This is a genomic window from Fulvimarina endophytica (assembly GCF_003403015.1).
GTDB lineage: Bacteria > Pseudomonadota > Alphaproteobacteria > Rhizobiales > Rhizobiaceae > Fulvimarina > Fulvimarina endophytica.
Window position 1 is genome coordinate 135,810 of sequence record NZ_QURL01000009.1, and the last position, 16,250, is coordinate 152,059.

The following is a 16,250-nucleotide window of genomic DNA, read 5'->3' on the forward strand; positions in this document are numbered from 1 at the left end:
GGAATTCGAGCCGATATGACCGTTCAGACCGAGGCGTCCCGATCGGACGAAACGCCGACCGCGAGCGACAGTCTCGCCAGCGAACTTCATCTCTGCGCGAGCGGCGATGCGGCCGGTTTCGAGCGCGCGATCAGGCAGGCGATCGAGGCCCATGACGCGGAAATCGCCGCGATCACCGGGTGCGAGGACGCGCCCGATTTCGAGAACACCGTGAAGGCGCTCGAACAGGCCGGCCGGGCGCTTTCCCATTCGGTGCGCAGCTTCTCGGTCGTCGCCGCCACCAGCACGACGGACGAAATCCAGCGGCTGGAGCGCGACCTGTCGCCGGTTCTTTCCCGGCATTTCTCCGCGATCATGCTCGATACGAAGCTCTTTGCCCGGATCGATTCGCTGATGGGCGATCCGGCCGCCGCGAATGCGATGACGGCGCAGGAGCATCGGGCGGGCGAGCGCATGCACGACGCCATGAAGCGGGCCGGCGCGCAGCTGCCCGACGAATCCCGTGCCCGTCTTGCCGAGATCGAGACTCGGTTGTCGGAACTCTTCACCGCCTTCAGCCAGAATATTCTCGCCGACGAGCGCGACTGGACGATGGACCTCTCCGAGGGCGATCTCGGCGGTCTGCCGGACTGGCTCGTCCGGTCCCTTCGGGCCGCCGGCGAGGAGCGCGGACGCGATGTGCCGGTGCTCACCCTGTCGCGCTCCTTCGTCGTCCCCTTCCTCGAACACAGCGATCGGGCCGATCTCAGGCGCAAGGCCTTCGAGGCCTGGACGAGACGCGGCGAGAGCGAAGGGGCGCACGACAACCGTCCGGTGATGGTGGAGATCCTGAATCTGAGGGCCGAGAAGGCGAGGCTCCTCGGCTATCGGACCTATGCCGCCTTCAAGCTCGACGATCAGATGGCGAAGACGCCGGACACGGTCCGCGAGCTTCTGATGCGGGTCTGGGAGCCGGCACGCATGCGGGCCGAGCGCGATGCCGAGGCGCTCGGTGAACTGGCTCGGGCCGACGGGCTGGAGACGGTCGCGCCCTCGGACTGGCGCTATTATGCCGCGCGGCGGCGCAGCCGCGACCTCGATTTCGACGAGGCGGCGCTGAAGCCCTATTTCTCGCTCGACGCCATGATCGAGGCCGCCTTCGACGTGGCGAACCGGCTCTTCGGGGTTCGGTTCGAGGCGATCGAGGGCGTCAAGGCCTGGCATCCGGACGTGCGGGCATGGCGCGTGCTTCGGGCCGACGGGCGCGAGCAGGGCTATTTTCTCGGCGATTACTTCGCCCGGGCCTCCAAGCGGTCCGGCGCCTGGATGAGCGTCCTTCGGCCCCAGCACAGGATGGACGGCGGCCAGACGCCGATCGTCTACAATGTCTGCAATTTCGCAAAGCCTGCGCGCGGCGAGCCGGCCTTGCTCTCGCTGAGCGATGCGACGACCCTCTATCACGAATTCGGCCATGCCCTTCACGGCCTTCTCTCGGATGTCGAATTCCCGAGCCTGTCGGGAACCGCGGTCGCGCGCGACTTCGTGGAACTGCCCTCGCAGCTCTTCGAACACTGGCTGATGGTGCCCGAGATCCTGTCGGTCCATGCCCGCCACGTGGAGACCGGCGATCCGCTCCCCGAGGCGATGGTCGCGCGCATGCGCAAGGCCAAGACCCTCGATGCGGGCTTCGAGACGGTGGAATATCTCGCCTCTGCGATCGTCGATCTCGACCTTCACGACGGCGAGGCGGTGGAGGCCCGCCCGCTGGAGACGGAGCGCGAGACCCTGCGGGGTCTCGGCATGCCGCCGGCGATCGTCATGCGCCACCGCACCCCGCATTTCGCCCATGTCTTCTCGGGCGAAGGCTATTCGGCGGGCTATTACAGCTATCTGTGGTCCGAGGTGCTGGATGCCGACGCCTTCGAGGCCTTCGGCGAGGCGGGCGATCCGTTCCATGCCGAAACCGCCGCAAGATTGCTCACCCACGTCTATTCGGCGGGCAACGGCGCGGATGCGGACATTCTCTATGCCCGCTTCCGGGGACGCGAGCCCGATCCCGCCGCCCTGATGCGCAAGCGCGGCTTTGCAGAAGCCGCCGAAGCCGCCGAGTGAACGAGGCCTAAGGCGGGGGCGGGCGGCACGGAGCCCGCCCGGCCGCTTCCGTCAGACGCCTTCGAGAACGATCACGGTCGGCTGGCGGGGCAGTGTCGCCGGCGAGACGGAGATGCTCCGGCTCGCCGGTCGCTCGACGGCGAAGTCCGGCAGCTTGTCGAGAAAGCGCTCGATCGGTCCGCGAAACCGGTGCATCGGCAGGACGATGGAGGATCTGAGCCGCTCGGCGATCTCGCCCATTCCGGCCTGGCTCATCGTCATCCCGCCATCCACCGGAACCATCACGATGTCGAGTCGGCCGATCGCCGAATAATCCTCCTCGGTGAGGAGATGATGCAGATGGCCGAGATGGCCGATGCACAGGCCCCCGGTCTCGAAGACGAAGATGGAATTGCCGTCCGGCTCCATGCCGTCATAGCCGCGAATGTCCGTGGGCACGTTGCGCACGTAGACGTCGCCCTCGGTCAGCCGATGGCGCGCCGCGCCCCCGGCCGGGTTCCAGCCCGGCAGGACATGGGCGATCGCCGGGTCCGGATAGAGGGTGAAATGGCTCGAATGGGCTTTGTTCATGGTGACGATATCCGGCATGAACTCGCCCGAATAGCCGGCGTAATCGGTTGCGACGGTGACGCCCTCTGGGCTCTCGATCACGAAGGTCGAATGGCCCACATAGGTGATCTCAGTGACGCGCTCGCGCGAGCGGTCCTGGAAGAGACCGCGGCCGGCGTCCTCGCCCTGAACGAAGGTCGCGTGCGGCACGAGGCCCGCAATGGCCCGGCACTGGCTGGGCGGTTCCTCCTCGCCGGCCGCCTGCTGGGCGCGCACGGGCAGGATCGTGAGCGCGAGGCAGGCGAGGATCGCCAGGGACATGCGACTTGGCGCGAAAGCCTTCATCTCGTCACCTCCAGGCAGCCGGAACTGCGCGGCCTGCGCCTTGCCACCTTGTCCGAAGGTGTCGAGGCGAAGCCTTGATCCGGCAAGCTTAACCGATCCGGCTCTGGGCGCGGTTCAAACTCGCGTTATTCTCTCTTGGACGGGATGTCGCAGGTCGCCAGACCGCATGTGCGCCGGCACAGACCGCCGGGATGGGAGGAGTTCGTCATGCCGATCCACCGCATCGCCTATGTCTCGGTGCCCCATCCGGCGCTGACCGGTGGGGATATCGCCGACATTCTGAGGGCCGCGCGAGCCCGCAATGCCAGTCTGAAGCTCTCCGGTATGCTGCTTCACGAATTCGGCCGCTTCATCCAGCTTCTGGAGGGACCCGCCGCCTCGCTCGAAACGGTGCTGGACGCGATCAGCCGCGATACCCGCCATACGAACATGCGGGTCTTTCTCAGCCAGAGCGGGTTCGAGCGCAGCTTCGGGCGCTGGGCGATGTGGTCGCATTTCTCGCGCGGCGAATTGACCGAGGGCGAGACGCACGCCCGCGAAATCCTGCAGCGGGCCGCACTGGAAAATCTCGCCGACATGGAGCGCGAGACCGCGCGCAGATCCATGAGGGCGAGGTGGAGAGCAGACAGGCCCGGCGCCTGAGACGCGGCAGAAACGCGGCGCGGCTCCGTCCGCCCGGTGGTTTTACGCCGCCGGCGCGCCGCCGGCCTCCAGCATCTCGCGCCAGCGCGCCTTGATCGCCGCCGCCTTGTCCTCCGGCTGGCGGGGATAGGAGAGCTCGTTCTCGCTGATCGTCACATGGGGCTGCCGGGACGAGACCCAGATATGGCCCGCCGGAACGAGCCAGGACGTATCGTCGAGGGTGCCGGCCTTGATGTTGAGGCGGCCGGGATCGTTCTCGGAGCGATGCTGGATGCGCACGCCGCAGGAGGGGCAGAAGTCGCCATAGCGCGTGCCGCCGGTCTCGGAGGTGCGCGAGACCGTGCGCATCGCGCCCGTCACCTCGACATGGGCCGGATCGACGCGCAGGCTCATGCCGTAGGCGCTCGACGACTGGCGCTGGCATTCGGTGCAGTGACAGAAATAGAGGGCCTGGGGCACGCCAGAGATCGCATAGCGGACCTTGCCGCAGGCGCATCCGCCGGTCAGCGGCAGTTCGGGCAAGGAGACGGGCGTGACGGGCCGGTCCGGCGTGTTCGCGCTCATCGCGCTCTCCCTCTTCGATGGCCTTTCGTCCCGCTGACGAGGAGGATCGGTCTCCCGGCGACGTTCTGGACCTTTGCGGCGATGTTTTTTATATGACGGAGACTTTCGCACATTCCAGCACGACGGGGTCCCGATGGCCGGCCATTCACAGTTCAAGAACATCATGCACCGCAAGGGGCGCCAGGACGCCGTGCGCTCCAAGATGTTCTCCAAGCTCGCCCGCGAAATCACCGTCGCCGCCAAGTCCGGCCTGCCGGACCCGGAGATGAATCCGCGCCTGCGCCTGGCCGTCAACAACGCCAAGTCCCAGTCCATGCCGAAGGACAATATCGAGCGGGCGATCAAGAAGGCGGCCGGCGGCGATTCGGAGAACTACGAGGAAGTGCGCTACGAGGGCTACGGGCCCGCAGGCGTCGCCGTCATCGTCGAGGCGCTGACGGACAACCGCAACCGCACCGCCTCCAATGTGCGCTCCTATTTCACCAAGTCGGGTGGCTCCCTCGGGGAAACCGGCTCGGTCTCCTTCATGTTCGACCATGTGGGCGAGATCGTCTATCCGGCCTCGGCCGGCGAGCCCGACGCGGTGCTGGAAGCTGCGATCGAGGCGGGCGGCGACGACGTGATCTCCGACGAGGAGACCCACACGATCATCACCGCCTTCGAGGATCTGGGCGAGGTCGCGGCGGCACTCGAGGAGAAGCTCGGCCAGCCGACGCGCGTCAAGGCGATCTGGCGTCCGCAGACCGGCGCGCCGGTGGACGAGGACAAGGCGCAGAGCGTCATGCGCCTCATCGACAATCTCGACGACGACGACGACGTGCAGAACGTCTATGCCAATTACGAGGTCGACGAAGAGACCATGGCCAAGCTCTCGGCCGCCTGAGGCCGGGCCGTTCTCTCCGGCCGCACGGTCGGTTCGTGCCCGGGGCGTGATCGCTTCGGGCATCGGGGTTTTTCGGGCATTCGAGACGAAAGCATCGGATTAACCACGCCTCTCAACCGGTGATTCACCTCGTCATGGCAGCCTGAATGGATGTCGATCCATCTCAGGAGCGCTGCCATGCGTGTTCCTCTCAAGCCCGTCGCCGCGGCGCTGACGCTTCTCGCTCTGTCCGGCTGCGCCTCCTTCCAGAAGCGCATGAGCGCTCAGGAATGCCTCGCCCGCGCCATGTATTTCGAATCCAACCGGACCAGCGAGGAGGGCATGGTGGCGGTCGGGACGGTGGTGATGAACCGGGTCGAGTCCCCGGAATTCCCGAACTCCGTCTGCGCGGTCGTCGGCCAGAAGAACCAGTTCGCCCCGGGCGTTCTGTCCAAGCGGATGGAGAAGGGCCGCGAACTCGCCTTCGCCACCGCCGCCAAGGTTCTGGGCGGCACACGGCATGGCTGGGTGGGCAACCGCGCGATGTTCTTCCACACCGCCGGCTACAGCTTCCCCTACAAGAACATGCATTATGTCGCGATCCTCGGCGGCAACTCGTTCTACGAGAAGCGGCGCGATGCCTGGATGACGCAGGACATGGTGGCCCAGCGGCAGAACGAGGCCCTGCGGCCCCGCAAGGACGGCTTCTTCAGCTTCCTCGATCCGCTCGATCTCTTCTGACCCGCGCGTTCGCGCAAATCGCGTCATTCGACGACGAAAGGGCCGGAGCGCGGATGACCCGCTCTCCGGCTCTTCGTCGTCGCGGCGCATCCGCGTGACGGATGCCTCGGTATGCGGCTGCCCGCGCCCGCAATCTCCAGCGCGTTGCGCACGAAAAAACGCCGTATGCGATCTGCACACGGCGTCGGTCGTCTCGAACGAAGAGAGCTGGAGACTTACGGCAGAACCGCTTGCAACTGGGAGAGTTCGAACGGCTTCTTGACGTGCGGAACCTTGTCGTAGCGTGCGGGCAGCTGGTCGACCGCGCTCGACACGAAGCAGAACGGCACGTCCTTGGAGGACAGGTGGTAGGCGATCGGCAGAGAGGTGTTGCCGTGTCCCTCGAGACGGACATCGAGCAGGGCGAAGTCGATATCGCCCTCGTCCAGGAAGGACTTCGCTTCGGCGACCGTATGGGCGAGGCACACATCGGCACCACAGCTTTCGCGCACGGTATCTTCCATGTCCAGCGCGATCAGCGGCTCGTCTTCCAGAATGAGAATGCGCATCATGTCAGTCTCCCTTCATTCAGAGTAGGAATGGGTGAGGCGGGGGAGAGTTGCCTCGGTATCGAAATATTTTTAGCTAACAGTCTTTTCTTTCGTTCAGGCTTTCCTAACCATAACAGGCCTTCGCAGCAGGGCCTTGCGGCCGTGGGCACCCGGTCGGTTCCTGTCGGGAAGGTCAGTCCTGCCCGGCAGGGTCAGCGCACGGCGTAATAGCGGCCGGCAAGCCTTGCCCTGTCCGTCGCCTCGAGGCCTTCGGCCATTCCCGTGAAACGGAGCCCGAGTTCGTCGCGGACCCGCCAGATGACGGTCGCGGGCCGAAGCGTCTCATCGCTCTCGTCGAAGACGAGAAGCGCCTGAGGGATCAGACGATCGCCGAACCGGCGGATGCGGATGCCGCCCTCGGACAGATCGACGACCGACCCGTCTTCGATGAAGCGCTTGGACTGGCTGACGAGCTTGACCGGCCTCAGGCGAACGCGCCTGCGGTTGTGGTAGCGCTGATCGGAGAACTGGCGGATGGGGGAGGGAACGGTCATGGGGCGAGATTATCGCCATTAAGGTAAAGAGAGTGTGCATGGCCGCCCGGCGCGGCGCGCCCGCCACCATCGTCCCCGGCGCCCCGGTGAGGGGGAGCTCCCCCAAGGCAGGGGGCGGGTATCCGGGCGCTGCTTGAACCCTTCCTTAAAGATGTCGTGAGACCGTCCATTCGCCGAAGGACGAGGCTTGCCGGCCCCATCCGCCGGCGGCTCGCGGCCTTCGACCGGATGGCTCGACGGCGGCCGGGCCGGACCTGTCCCCATTCAACGGGTCGGAGCATCGCGCCCCATGAGGCGGCGGAACGCTCCGCCGTCATCGAGGCGATCATGAGTGCAGACGATTACGCATGGCGCAGGGGAGAGGTTCGCTTCTCCGGCACACCGGCTCGCGCGGACGGCGTATCCGACAGGGTCGTGCGGTTCCTCTCCTGGGGTGTCGTCGTCTTCTCGGTCGGCTTCTTCTCGGTGGTGACGACCATCTCCTATCTGGATCCTGGCTTCTTCGACCGCCTTCTGATCGCCGGTATCGAGGAGCGCCGGATCGATCCGATCATGGTCGGATCGACGAGCTCTCACGACAAGGAGGGGGAGGCGTCCGTCCATGTGGAGCCGATGCCCGCCCCGGTGGTCGTGAGGTCCCGGGAGCTGACGCCGCAGGACTTCTCGATCGTCATGGTGTTCGGAGACGAGGCCCATCTCGCCTCGCCCGGCGAACTCTGGCGCGTGAAGGCCGGCATGATCGTGCCGGGCCTCGGCAAGGTTCTGGCGGTCGAGGAGAACGAGGGCGGCGGCACGATCAAGACCGAGAAGGCGGTTCTGACCGGCGTTCCGCAATAGGAGGCGAGGCTCGACCGCGCCGCGCCTCCGCGCTGCCGGGAACGGACGATGCGAACCCGCCCGGTGCGGCCTACTTCTTCTCGAGCAGGACCTGACCTTCCTTGCGCAGCCGGCCCTTGAGCTTTTCGGCGATCGAAGCGAGGAACATCGGAAGATCTACTTCCACATGGACGTGGTCGTCGAGGATATCGAGACGGCCGGTCACCGACTGGCCCATGACCCTCGCGCGGAAATCGAGATGGTCGTTCGTCCAGGTGTCCTCGAACTTGACCATTCCGCCCATCAGGTCCTGTCGCAGCCGCGCAAACCCCTCGTCGATGCGCTGCCGCGCTGCCGCGCGGCCGAGCTTGTGGGGAATGTCGACCTTGATCGTCTCGGCCATCTGTCTCTCCGTTCCGTTGCTCGGTGCGATATGGATATCCGCGCGGCAAACCGCAATCGATCCGCCTCGCCGGCCATGACGAGCCGCCCGGTCCGGGCCCGCCGAACGGGGGCAGGGCGGCAGGGTTCGCCCCATGAAAAAAGCCGGACCCGAAGGCCCGGCTTTCCGTAATGTCGTCTTTTCCGTCCTCGGCGAACCGAAGATCAGCCCATGGCGGCGGTGCGCTCACCGGGCTTGCGGCTGCGGCGGCGTCCGCCTGCGGGGCGGTTGGCCGAGCGCGGTGCACCGTCGCCGGCGCCCGCGCCGGACTTGGCGCGCTGCGGCTTGGACGAGCGCTCGCCGGGTCCGCTCTTCTCGCTCTTCGGGCGATTGCGGGAGCGGCCGTTGCGCGGCGGCTGGCCGCGATGGCCCCGGCGCGGTGCCTCCTCGGCCTCGGCCGAACCGGATGCGGGTGCCGCATAGTCGGTCGGCTGCGGGTCGAGCGCGAGGCCCGTCAGGCGCTGGATCTGCTTCAGCTTGGCCCGTTCGCTCGGATCGACGAGCGCGATCGCCTCGCCCGAGCGTCCGGCCCGTGCCGTCCGGCCGATCCGGTGCACGTAGCTCTCCGGCTCCTCCGGCAGGTCGAAGTTCACCACATGGCTGATATCGTCCACATGGATGCCGCGCGCGACGATGTCGGTCGCGACGAGAACGTCGATCTCACCGTCCTGGAAGGCGCCGAGCGCCTTCTGGCGGGCCGACTGGCTCTTGTTGCCATGGATCGCGAGCGATTCGATGCCGGCCTTTTCGAGGTCGGCGACGAGCCGGTTCGCACCATGCTTGGTGCGGCTGAAGACCACGATCCGGCCCGCTTCGGTCCGGTTGATGAAGTCGATCAGCCAGAGCTTCTTGGCCTTCTGGGGCACGGCGAAGACGCTTTGTGCGATCTTCTCCACCGTCACCACCTCGGGCGTCACGGACACCTTTTCGGGCCGCGACAGGATCTTCTTCGACAGATCCTCGATCGGCTTGGGCATGGTGGCCGAGAACAGCATGGACTGGCGCTCGCTCGGGCACTGGCCGACGATCTTCATGACGTCGCGCACGAAGCCCATGTCGAGCATGCGGTCGGCCTCGTCGAGAACCAGGAAGCGGGTCTCGCGCAGGTCGATGGCGCGCTGGTTCATCAGGTCGAGGAGACGGCCGGGCGTTGCGACGAGAACGTCGACGCCGCGCGACAGCGCGTGGATCTGCGGGCGGATCGAGACGCCGCCGAAGATCACCGCATGGGAGATCTTGGTGCCTTCGGTGAGGTCGGCGATGGTCTCGCCGATCTGCACCGCGAGTTCGCGCGTCGGCGACAGGATGAGCGCACGCGCCGTGCGGGTGGTCGGCTTGCCGCCGTCGCTCATCAGGTGGTGAAGAAGCGGAAGCGAGAATGCGGCGGTCTTGCCGGTTCCGGTCTGGGCGACGCCGAGGACGTCGCGGCCCTTGAGGGCGTGGGGGAGGGCCTGCGCCTGGATCGGCGTCGGCGTGACGAGTTCGAGGCGCGCCAAAGCGCGCGTCAGCGGTTCGGCGAGGCCGAACGCGTCGAAATTGGTGGAGGTCAATGAATTGCCTTGATGTCGTGCGGCCGAATGGTCCGGGCCGCGATATGCCCGATCCGCCTTCGCGCAGAGAAGGGAAACGGAGGGCCGTGCCGAAAGCCGACACCACCGATCCATACTGAAAGGGGGCAGGTCCTTCGAGGCGCTGGCCGGTGAATGATTCGGACCTTGAGAGGTTCGATGCCGGCGGGCGCTGCGCTTTCACGGCGCGATGGTGCTCATATCGACGTTTCGAAGCGAAAGGTCAAGGCGTTTCGCTCGACTCCCAGGTCAGGTGGCCGGCGATGGACTTCGTAATGCGCGAGAGAAAGCCGGATGCTTCGACGGCGGAGGCAGCCGTCAGGGGAACCTGCCGGACAGTCTCCTCGCCCTGCTTGATCTGCAGCCAGCCGAGGCGCTGGCCTTCGCTGACGGGGGCCTCCACCGGGCCGTTGTCGAGGATCACTCGCCGTGCATCGGCAAGGCTTCCCGTCGGAACGAGGAGGGAGACGGCTTCGCCGGTGCGCAGGCCCACGCTCTCGGCCTCGCCGCCGCGAACCGGCACCGAGGCGACGTCCTCGCCCGCTGCGACCAGCGTCACCTCCTCGAAATCCTGGAGGCCGAACGTCATCAGCCGCTCGGCCTCGCGCGCCCGCTCGCCCGAGGAGCCCATCTTGGAGAGGGCGAGAACGATCCGCCGTTCGCCGTCCTTGGCGGAGGCGACGAGACCGTATCCGGCCGCTTTGGTGTGCCCGGTCTTCAGCCCGTCCGCGCCGAGCGCGAGAAGGGGATTGCGATTGTTCTGCGAGATGTTGTTGAAGGTGTAGGACGTCTCGGAAAAGGTCGGATACTCCTCGGGAAATTCGCGGATCAGATATTCGGCCAGCGTGACGAGGTCGCGCACGGTGACGTGCATGTCCGGATGGGGCAGGCCGGAGGAGTTGCCGAAGCGCGAATGATCGAGGCCGATCTCCTTTGCCAGCGCGTTCATTTTCTCGGCGAAGGCCTCGACCGATCCGGCCATGCCCTCGGCGACGACGATGGTCGCGTCATTGCCCGACTGGATGATGATGCCCTTGATGAGGTCGGCGACGCTGACCTTCGAGCCGAGCGGAAGGAACATGGTGGAGCCGCCGGAATTGGCGCCGCCCGTGCGCCAGGCGTTCTCGGAGACCTCGAAGGTCTGGTCGCGGGTCAGCGTCCCGTCCCGCAGGGCGTCGAAGATCACCGCGACGGTCATCAGCTTGGCCATGGAGGCCGGCTCGATCTCCTCGTCGGCATTCTTCTCGAACAGCACCCGGCCGGTCTTGAAGTCCTTCAGGAAGGCGGTCGGCGCCGTGGTCTCGAAGGCGGATGCCGGAAGCGTCGCGCCGAAGAGGCCGCCGAGAACGAGGGCAAGGGTCTGGACCGTTCGCCTGGACGCGAGCATGGACGAGGCTCCTTTCGACTGACCGAGGCTCTTGCGCGAGCGTCTCTTCGCCCGAGGGCCGGACGCCGTCCGCGCAAAGCCGTTGAAATCGCAGGGACAACTATAGGCGGAACCTTGTTCGCCGCAAAGCGCCGGGCCCGGCTTGTCCGGCGCCTATCGACGCGGCAGGCGCGTCACGGTCCAGCCCTCCTTCCGCAGGCCTTCGACGATCCCCGTTTCGCCCACGAGATGCAGCGCGCCGACGGCGACGAAGCTGTCGCCCTTCTCCAGAAGCGGGATCATCCGCTCGACCATCAACCCGTTGCGCTTGTCGATGAGGGCCGTCTCGACGGCGGCGAACCCCTCGCTGCTGCCGATCACAGCCTCTGCATCGGGAAACAGGGCCTCGAGCGTGGGCATGATGGCGGCGATGGTTTCGTCCCGGTAGAGGCCGATCATCGTCTCCATCATGTCGTTCGTCTCGCCCGCATGCTGAACCGTCGCGACGAGCTGCGCGATCTGCGTCTCCATGGGCAGCGAGGCGAGGGCGTCGAGCTGTTCCTCGACGGTCTCCAGACCGACGACCTCCTGCCCGTCCGCCAATGCGCGGCTTGCGAGGACAGCGTCGAGGGCGGCATCCGGATCGTGTGCGCCGAGCGCGTCGCAATCGGGCATCGAGAGGCTCGTCGAGATGAACCAGGGCTGCATCCGCTCCATCGCGGCCATCGGTATGCCGCGTTCCTCGAGCCCCTTCGAGACGATCGCGTAATCGGCCTCGGACATTACCGATTTCAGCGTTTCGCCGTTCGGCAGAGTGAGGGTGTCGTAAAGGGAGAACATCGCCTGCGCCATTTTCTGCGGGTCGGCGATCTCGGACAATTCGAGCACCGTCCGCTCCGAGCCGTCCTGCGCCTCGGCGACGCTCGCCGGCAGGTCCGCGACGCGCGGATCGGGCAGATGGATGGTGCCGAGGAGATGGGAGGGCGCGACGCCCTCCTTCTCGATCTTCCAGAAGAGGCCCTCGCCGGCGGGTGTTTCCGCCGCCTTCGCCGCGATCTCGGACTTCTGTTCGCCGGTGAGGCGGGAGCGCAGATCCGTGCCGCAGGCCGCGAGTGTGCCCGCCGTGCCGGGGCCGGGCTCCGAGGCGGACGCGGGTGCCGACGAGGACGAGGATGGGGACGAGCGATCCTGCGCCCGCGCCGGCGAAACCAGTGATCCGAGAAGCAGGATCAGGAGGACGAAGAGCGGGAAGGCGAGGGCGATCCGGTAGATGCGTTCGGCGATCTCTTCGGCCTGTTCGATGCTGATCCTCATCCTGTCTCGCCTCTCCTTCGGCCCGTCATCCATCGCCCGCCATCCCCGATCGGGGCGTCGTGGCTCCCGTTCTCCCGCAGGAGGCCTTAAGGTTTGGTTCGAGCCCGCGCGAGCGGCCTCGGATCGGCGGTCAACCCCTGCGGCGGGCCCTCGGATGGGCGGCGTCGTAGACCGACAGGAGCCGCGCCGAATCGATCGCGGTATAGGCCTGGGTCGTCGACAGGCTCGCATGGCCGAGGAGATCCTGGATCGTGCGAAGATCGCCTCCGGCGGCCAGAAGATGCGTCGCGAAGGAATGGCGAAGCGCATGGGGTGTGGCCGAGGAGGGCAGGCCGAGCGCGCCGCGCAGGCGCGCCATGTTGCGCTGGACGATCTGCGGGCGCAGGGGGCCGCCCTTCACCCCGCGAAACAGGGGTTCGCCCTTCGCGAGATGGAAGGGACAGAGCGCCCGGTATGCGCCAAGCGCCTCGTGAACGGCGGGGATCAGCGGTACGAGCCGCGTCTTGCCGCCCTTGCCGGTGATCGTCATCGACCGCGCGTCCGGGTCACCGAGCGCGGACCCGTCGAGGCCGAGCGCCTCGGAAATGCGCAGGCCGCAGCCGTAGAGAAGGGTGAGGACGGCGACGTCGCGAGCCCCGACCCAGGGCTCTGCCGCGAAGGCGTCGGCCTCCTCCGTCACGTCGAGCGCGCCCGCGACCGTCAGGGGCCGGGGGAGGGACTTCGTCTTCTTCGGCGCCCGCATCGCCTTGGCGCCTGCCGAGGAGGCGAGACCCTTGCGCTCCAGATGGCGCAGGAAGGAGCGGATTCCCGACAGTCCGCGCCCGAGACTGGCCGCGCCCGCGCCGTCCCTTCGGCGCGCGGCGAGAAAGGCGCGCAGGTCCACCGGCTTCAGATCGGCGAAATCGGCAAGCTCGCAGGGACGCGCATGATAGCCCGTCATGAAGGTCATGAACTGGCGCAGATCGCGCTCATAGGCCTCGATCGTCTCGCCGCTCGCCTGGCGTTCGTCGGCAAGGGCACGCAGCCAGGCCTCGATCTCGTCGAGGACCGGCTTCGTCGAGAAGATGAGGATCGCGGACATCGAGAAGCTCCGTCAGAAGGGGGCGGTGGGCTGGCGTTCCCCGATATCATCCGTCGTCGGCCCATCCGGCACCGGTTTCATCCGCCATTGGTCCGAACCCTCGATCGGGAGCCGCCCGTTCCGCTCCATCATAGCACCCCTTCCTGAATGCTTCCTTGGCACTCTGCCCTTCCGCTCTTCTCGGGCACCCGCTCCTCTGGGGCGCCCTTGGAACTTGTTCACGTCTGATCTATTTACCCGCACGAGAACCCGCCGCGTGTCCGATCGCGCGGCACAAGAACACCGCGCTTTGAGGTGCGGTGAGAACCGACGAGAAGGAGACAGCCGATGAAACGCCATGCGACCGCTATCTGGAAGGGCGCTCTTGCCGACGGAACGGGCCATATCACGACCCAGTCGGGTGCGCTCTCCGACCACGGCTATTCGTTCAAGTCCCGCTTCGAGGACGAGAGCGGCAAGGCCGGCACCAATCCCGAAGAGCTGATCGCGGCGGCCCATGCCGGCTGCTTCGCCATGCAGCTGTCCCACATGCTGGCCGAGAGCGGTTCGCCCGCCGAAGAGCTCGACGCGAAGGCCGTGGTCGACGTGCAGCAGGTCGAGGGCGGTTTCGCCATCAAGACCAGCACGATCACGCTGAAGGCGCGCGTTCCCGGCATCGACGAGGCGAAGTTCCAGGAGATCGCCAAAAAGGCCAAGGAAGGCTGCCCGGTCTCCAAGGCGCTCGCCGGCGTCGACATCAAGCTGGACGCGACGCTCGCCTGAGCGGGCGTTTCCCGATCGCCTGTAAGGGCGGTGTGAGTTCGTGGCCCGGCCCTTCTATGAGGGGCCGGGTTTTTCTTTGGAATGCCGGGAAAAGCCGGTATCTGCGCGGTGCCTTTCCTTCCAGGGTCGGCCGCCGAGTGCAACGAGTGAGTGAACCCGGTCCCGCATCGGGCGCTCCGGTCTTGAAGGGGACGGACCCATGGGGGAGCCGGCGCGAAAGCTCGATTTTTCGTCTGCCGGCAGCTCCATGCCCGAATCGCACCGGTCGATCCGCGTGGGACACCGCTCGGCGGGGCGCCGTTTCCTCGCCTTTCTCGGCCCGGGCTTCCTCGTCGCGGTCGGCTATATGGACCCGGGCAACTGGGCGACCTCGATCGCCGGCGGCTCGCGCTTCGGCTATACGCTGCTGGCCGCCGTCCTCCTTTCCTCCCTGATGGCGATGCTGCTGCAGGCGCTGTGCGCGCGGTTCGCCATCGCGACCGGCGAGGATCTCGCTGAGGCCTGCCGCAACCGCTTTTCGAGGCCCGTGTCCTTCGTCCTCTGGCTCTTGGCCGAGCTCGCCATCATCGCGACCGATCTCGCCGAGGTCATCGGCACGGCGATCGGGCTGAAGCTCCTCTTCGGCCTGCCGCTCATCTGGGGCGTCGTCGTCACCGCCCTCGACGTCTTCCTCATCCTGTTCCTGCAATCGCGCGGCTTCCGCTATCTCGAAGCCTTCGTCGCCACGATGATCCTGATCATCGCCGGCTGTTTTCTCGGCGAGATGATCCTCGTCCAGCCGGCGATCGCCGAGATCGTTTCGGGGCTTGTTCCCTCGCCACAGATCGTCTCGGATCCCCAGATGCTCTATCTCGCCCTCGGCATCGTCGGGGCGACGGTCATGCCCCACAACCTCTATCTCCATACGGGGATCGTCCATACGAGGGCCTACGACCTCGATCCGGCGGGCAAGCGGCAGGCGATCCGCTATGCGACGCTCGACTCGACCCTGGCGCTGACCCTTGCCTTCTTCGTCAACGGCGCGATCCTCGTTCTTGCGGCCGGGGCCTTTCAGACGAGGGGGACCGGGGCGGTCGAGGATCTCACGGATGCCTATTCGCTGCTCTCGCCCCTTCTCGGCTCCGATCTCGCACCGCTTCTCTTCGCCGTGGCGCTTCTCGCCTCGGGCCTCTCCTCGACGGTGACCGCCACCCTTGCCGGGCAGATCGTCATGCAGGGCTTCCTGCATCTTCAGATCTCGCCGGTCCTGCGCCGGCTGGTGACGCGCGCGATCGCGATCCTTCCGGCGGCGGCCATGATCCTCGCCTATGGAGAGGCTGGGGCGGGCCGTCTTCTCGTCCTCAGCCAGGTGGTCCTGTCGCTCCAGCTGCCCTTCGCCATGGTTCCGCTCGTCCTCTTCTCCATGCGCCGGCGGGACATGGGAGAGTTTCGGGCCTCACCTCTCGTGCTCGGCCTTGCCGTCCTCATCGCGGTGCTGATCGTCGGCCTCAACATCCAGCTCCTCTCCGACGTCGTGACGGGGACGGCCTTCTCGTCCTGATGACGCCCTTTGATGGGACGTCGCCATGACGGGTCGTCGGGAAGACGTGACATCGGCGTGACGGGGCGATGACGCGGACCATGTCATCTGCGTGTCGTTACACTTGATTGTTTTTCAACCACTTGTCTTGGTTTGCGGTAATTTTGGGCTCTATGTTTTTTCTTCGATTTTGCGGTTGACGGCTTTGGTTGGTTCCGCCTATAAGCCGCTCATCGACGGAGCAGGCGCCGCCGGCGAGTTCTTCAACTCGCTCTGGTGCCGGCTTCGAGGCTTCCCCGGGGTTCCGGGGCGTTCGGGTTCCTTGGGGGTCTGGACGGGTGGTTCGGATGATTTCGAGCGGACGGGTCTTGAAGCTTTTGTGACGTTTATCTACATAGGCGAAGCTGTTCGCCAGTCCGGTTCACGCCGGGTTGGGCCGGACGGTTTTTCCATCGGATGGGTGAGGGGCTTCGGTCCTGATCTGATATCCGGCGCAGGAGTTTC

General features: G+C 66.4%; 17 protein-coding genes. 8 read left to right on the forward strand and 9 right to left on the reverse strand.

What is annotated here, in order from left to right:
* Positions 1–15: 15 nt before the first annotated feature.
* On the forward strand, positions 16–2,091 hold the full coding sequence (locus DYI37_RS18015; RefSeq protein ID WP_116684663.1) for a M3 family metallopeptidase: 2,076 nt from the start codon (positions 16–18) through the stop codon (positions 2,089–2,091).
* Between the two features lie 51 nt (positions 2,092–2,142).
* Here DYI37_RS18015 and DYI37_RS18020 read toward each other — a convergent pair whose 3' ends face one another.
* On the reverse strand, positions 2,143–2,985 hold the full coding sequence (locus tag DYI37_RS18020) for an MBL fold metallo-hydrolase (protein ID WP_116684664.1): 843 nt from the start codon (positions 2,983–2,985) through the stop codon (positions 2,143–2,145).
* A gap of 207 nt (positions 2,986–3,192) precedes the next feature.
* Between DYI37_RS18020 and DYI37_RS18025 the strand changes: the two genes are divergently transcribed.
* Entirely contained in the window at positions 3,193–3,627 is a 435-nt protein-coding gene (locus DYI37_RS18025; RefSeq protein ID WP_158555213.1) for a BLUF domain-containing protein, read from the forward strand.
* 42 nt (positions 3,628–3,669) lie between these two features.
* On the opposite strand, the gene DYI37_RS18030 is transcribed toward DYI37_RS18025, so the two are convergent.
* Complete coding sequence (locus tag DYI37_RS18030; RefSeq protein ID WP_116684666.1) at positions 3,670–4,191, reverse strand: GFA family protein; 522 nt, start codon at positions 4,189–4,191, stop codon at positions 3,670–3,672.
* Positions 4,192–4,324: 133 nt separating this feature from the next.
* Between DYI37_RS18030 and DYI37_RS18035 the strand changes: the two genes are divergently transcribed.
* A complete protein-coding gene (locus DYI37_RS18035) occupies positions 4,325–5,074 on the forward strand; it encodes a YebC/PmpR family DNA-binding transcriptional regulator (protein WP_116684667.1) in 750 nt (249 codons plus the stop codon).
* A 177-nt stretch (positions 5,075–5,251) separates the two neighbouring features.
* Positions 5,252–5,794 (forward strand): cell wall hydrolase, encoded by a 543-nt coding sequence (locus DYI37_RS18040; RefSeq protein ID WP_116684668.1) that lies wholly within the window; start codon positions 5,252–5,254, stop codon positions 5,792–5,794.
* A gap of 215 nt (positions 5,795–6,009) precedes the next feature.
* Here the strand turns inward: DYI37_RS18040 and DYI37_RS18045 are convergent, their stop codons facing one another.
* Entirely contained in the window at positions 6,010–6,345 is a 336-nt protein-coding gene (locus tag DYI37_RS18045; RefSeq protein ID WP_116684669.1) for a response regulator, read from the reverse strand.
* A 191-nt stretch (positions 6,346–6,536) separates the two neighbouring features.
* Entirely contained in the window at positions 6,537–6,878 is a 342-nt protein-coding gene (locus tag DYI37_RS18050; RefSeq protein WP_116684670.1) for a PilZ domain-containing protein, read from the reverse strand.
* Positions 6,879–7,205: 327 nt separating this feature from the next.
* On the opposite strand from DYI37_RS18050, the gene DYI37_RS18055 reads away from it, so the two are divergent.
* Entirely contained in the window at positions 7,206–7,715 is a 510-nt protein-coding gene (locus DYI37_RS18055) for a hypothetical protein (RefSeq protein ID WP_147307944.1), read from the forward strand.
* 70 nt (positions 7,716–7,785) lie between these two features.
* Here DYI37_RS18055 and DYI37_RS18060 read toward each other — a convergent pair whose 3' ends face one another.
* From DYI37_RS18060 to DYI37_RS18080, 5 genes are all read right to left on the reverse strand, one after another.
* Positions 7,786–8,097, reverse strand: a complete 312-nt coding sequence (locus tag DYI37_RS18060; protein ID WP_116684672.1) for a polyhydroxyalkanoic acid system family protein — start codon at positions 8,095–8,097, stop codon at positions 7,786–7,788.
* 203 nt (positions 8,098–8,300) lie between these two features.
* Complete coding sequence (locus DYI37_RS18065; RefSeq protein ID WP_116684690.1) at positions 8,301–9,686, reverse strand: DEAD/DEAH box helicase; 1,386 nt, start codon at positions 9,684–9,686, stop codon at positions 8,301–8,303.
* A 241-nt stretch (positions 9,687–9,927) separates the two neighbouring features.
* A complete protein-coding gene (locus DYI37_RS18070; RefSeq protein ID WP_116684673.1) occupies positions 9,928–11,091 on the reverse strand; it encodes a D-alanyl-D-alanine carboxypeptidase family protein in 1,164 nt (387 codons plus the stop codon).
* 153 nt (positions 11,092–11,244) lie between these two features.
* Positions 11,245–12,384, reverse strand: a complete 1,140-nt coding sequence (locus DYI37_RS18075) for a TraB/GumN family protein (RefSeq protein ID WP_158555214.1) — start codon at positions 12,382–12,384, stop codon at positions 11,245–11,247.
* A 130-nt stretch (positions 12,385–12,514) separates the two neighbouring features.
* Positions 12,515–13,465 (reverse strand): tyrosine recombinase XerC, encoded by a 951-nt coding sequence (locus tag DYI37_RS18080; protein WP_116684675.1) that lies wholly within the window; start codon positions 13,463–13,465, stop codon positions 12,515–12,517.
* Positions 13,466–13,792: 327 nt separating this feature from the next.
* Here DYI37_RS18080 and DYI37_RS18085 point away from each other — a divergent pair, with 327 nt between their 5' ends.
* The 3 genes from DYI37_RS18085 to DYI37_RS20235 form a co-directional block, all read left to right on the forward strand.
* Positions 13,793–14,227: an OsmC family protein gene (locus DYI37_RS18085; RefSeq protein ID WP_116684676.1), complete on the forward strand. Its 435-nt coding sequence runs from the start codon at positions 13,793–13,795 to the stop codon at positions 14,225–14,227.
* Positions 14,228–14,426: 199 nt separating this feature from the next.
* Entirely contained in the window at positions 14,427–15,767 is a 1,341-nt protein-coding gene (locus DYI37_RS18090) for an Nramp family divalent metal transporter (protein ID WP_245413988.1), read from the forward strand.
* A 91-nt stretch (positions 15,768–15,858) separates the two neighbouring features.
* Positions 15,859–16,250 (forward strand): hypothetical protein (locus tag DYI37_RS20235; RefSeq protein WP_210209338.1); only part of this gene is annotated, 392 nt, incomplete at its 3' end.

Coding starts and splice junctions, on each gene's coding strand:
- DYI37_RS18015 (WP_116684663.1), top strand. CDS start 16: ATGACCGTTCAGACCGAGGCGTCCCGATCGGACGAAACGCCGACCGCG.
- DYI37_RS18020 (WP_116684664.1), bottom strand. CDS start 2,985: ATGAAGGCTTTCGCGCCAAGTCGCATGTCCCTGGCGATCCTCGCCTGC.
- DYI37_RS18025 (WP_158555213.1), top strand. CDS start 3,193: ATGCCGATCCACCGCATCGCCTATGTCTCGGTGCCCCATCCGGCGCTG.
- DYI37_RS18030 (WP_116684666.1), bottom strand. CDS start 4,191: ATGAGCGCGAACACGCCGGACCGGCCCGTCACGCCCGTCTCCTTGCCC.
- DYI37_RS18035 (WP_116684667.1), top strand. CDS start 4,325: ATGGCCGGCCATTCACAGTTCAAGAACATCATGCACCGCAAGGGGCGC.
- DYI37_RS18040 (WP_116684668.1), top strand. CDS start 5,252: ATGCGTGTTCCTCTCAAGCCCGTCGCCGCGGCGCTGACGCTTCTCGCT.
- DYI37_RS18045 (WP_116684669.1), bottom strand. CDS start 6,345: ATGATGCGCATTCTCATTCTGGAAGACGAGCCGCTGATCGCGCTGGAC.
- DYI37_RS18050 (WP_116684670.1), bottom strand. CDS start 6,878: ATGACCGTTCCCTCCCCCATCCGCCAGTTCTCCGATCAGCGCTACCAC.
- DYI37_RS18055 (WP_147307944.1), top strand. CDS start 7,206: ATGAGTGCAGACGATTACGCATGGCGCAGGGGAGAGGTTCGCTTCTCC.
- DYI37_RS18060 (WP_116684672.1), bottom strand. CDS start 8,097: ATGGCCGAGACGATCAAGGTCGACATTCCCCACAAGCTCGGCCGCGCG.
- DYI37_RS18070 (WP_116684673.1), bottom strand. CDS start 11,091: ATGCTCGCGTCCAGGCGAACGGTCCAGACCCTTGCCCTCGTTCTCGGC.
- DYI37_RS18075 (WP_158555214.1), bottom strand. CDS start 12,384: ATGAGGATCAGCATCGAACAGGCCGAAGAGATCGCCGAACGCATCTAC.
- DYI37_RS18080 (WP_116684675.1), bottom strand. CDS start 13,465: ATGTCCGCGATCCTCATCTTCTCGACGAAGCCGGTCCTCGACGAGATC.
- DYI37_RS18085 (WP_116684676.1), top strand. CDS start 13,793: ATGAAACGCCATGCGACCGCTATCTGGAAGGGCGCTCTTGCCGACGGA.
- DYI37_RS18090 (WP_245413988.1), top strand. CDS start 14,427: ATGGGGGAGCCGGCGCGAAAGCTCGATTTTTCGTCTGCCGGCAGCTCC.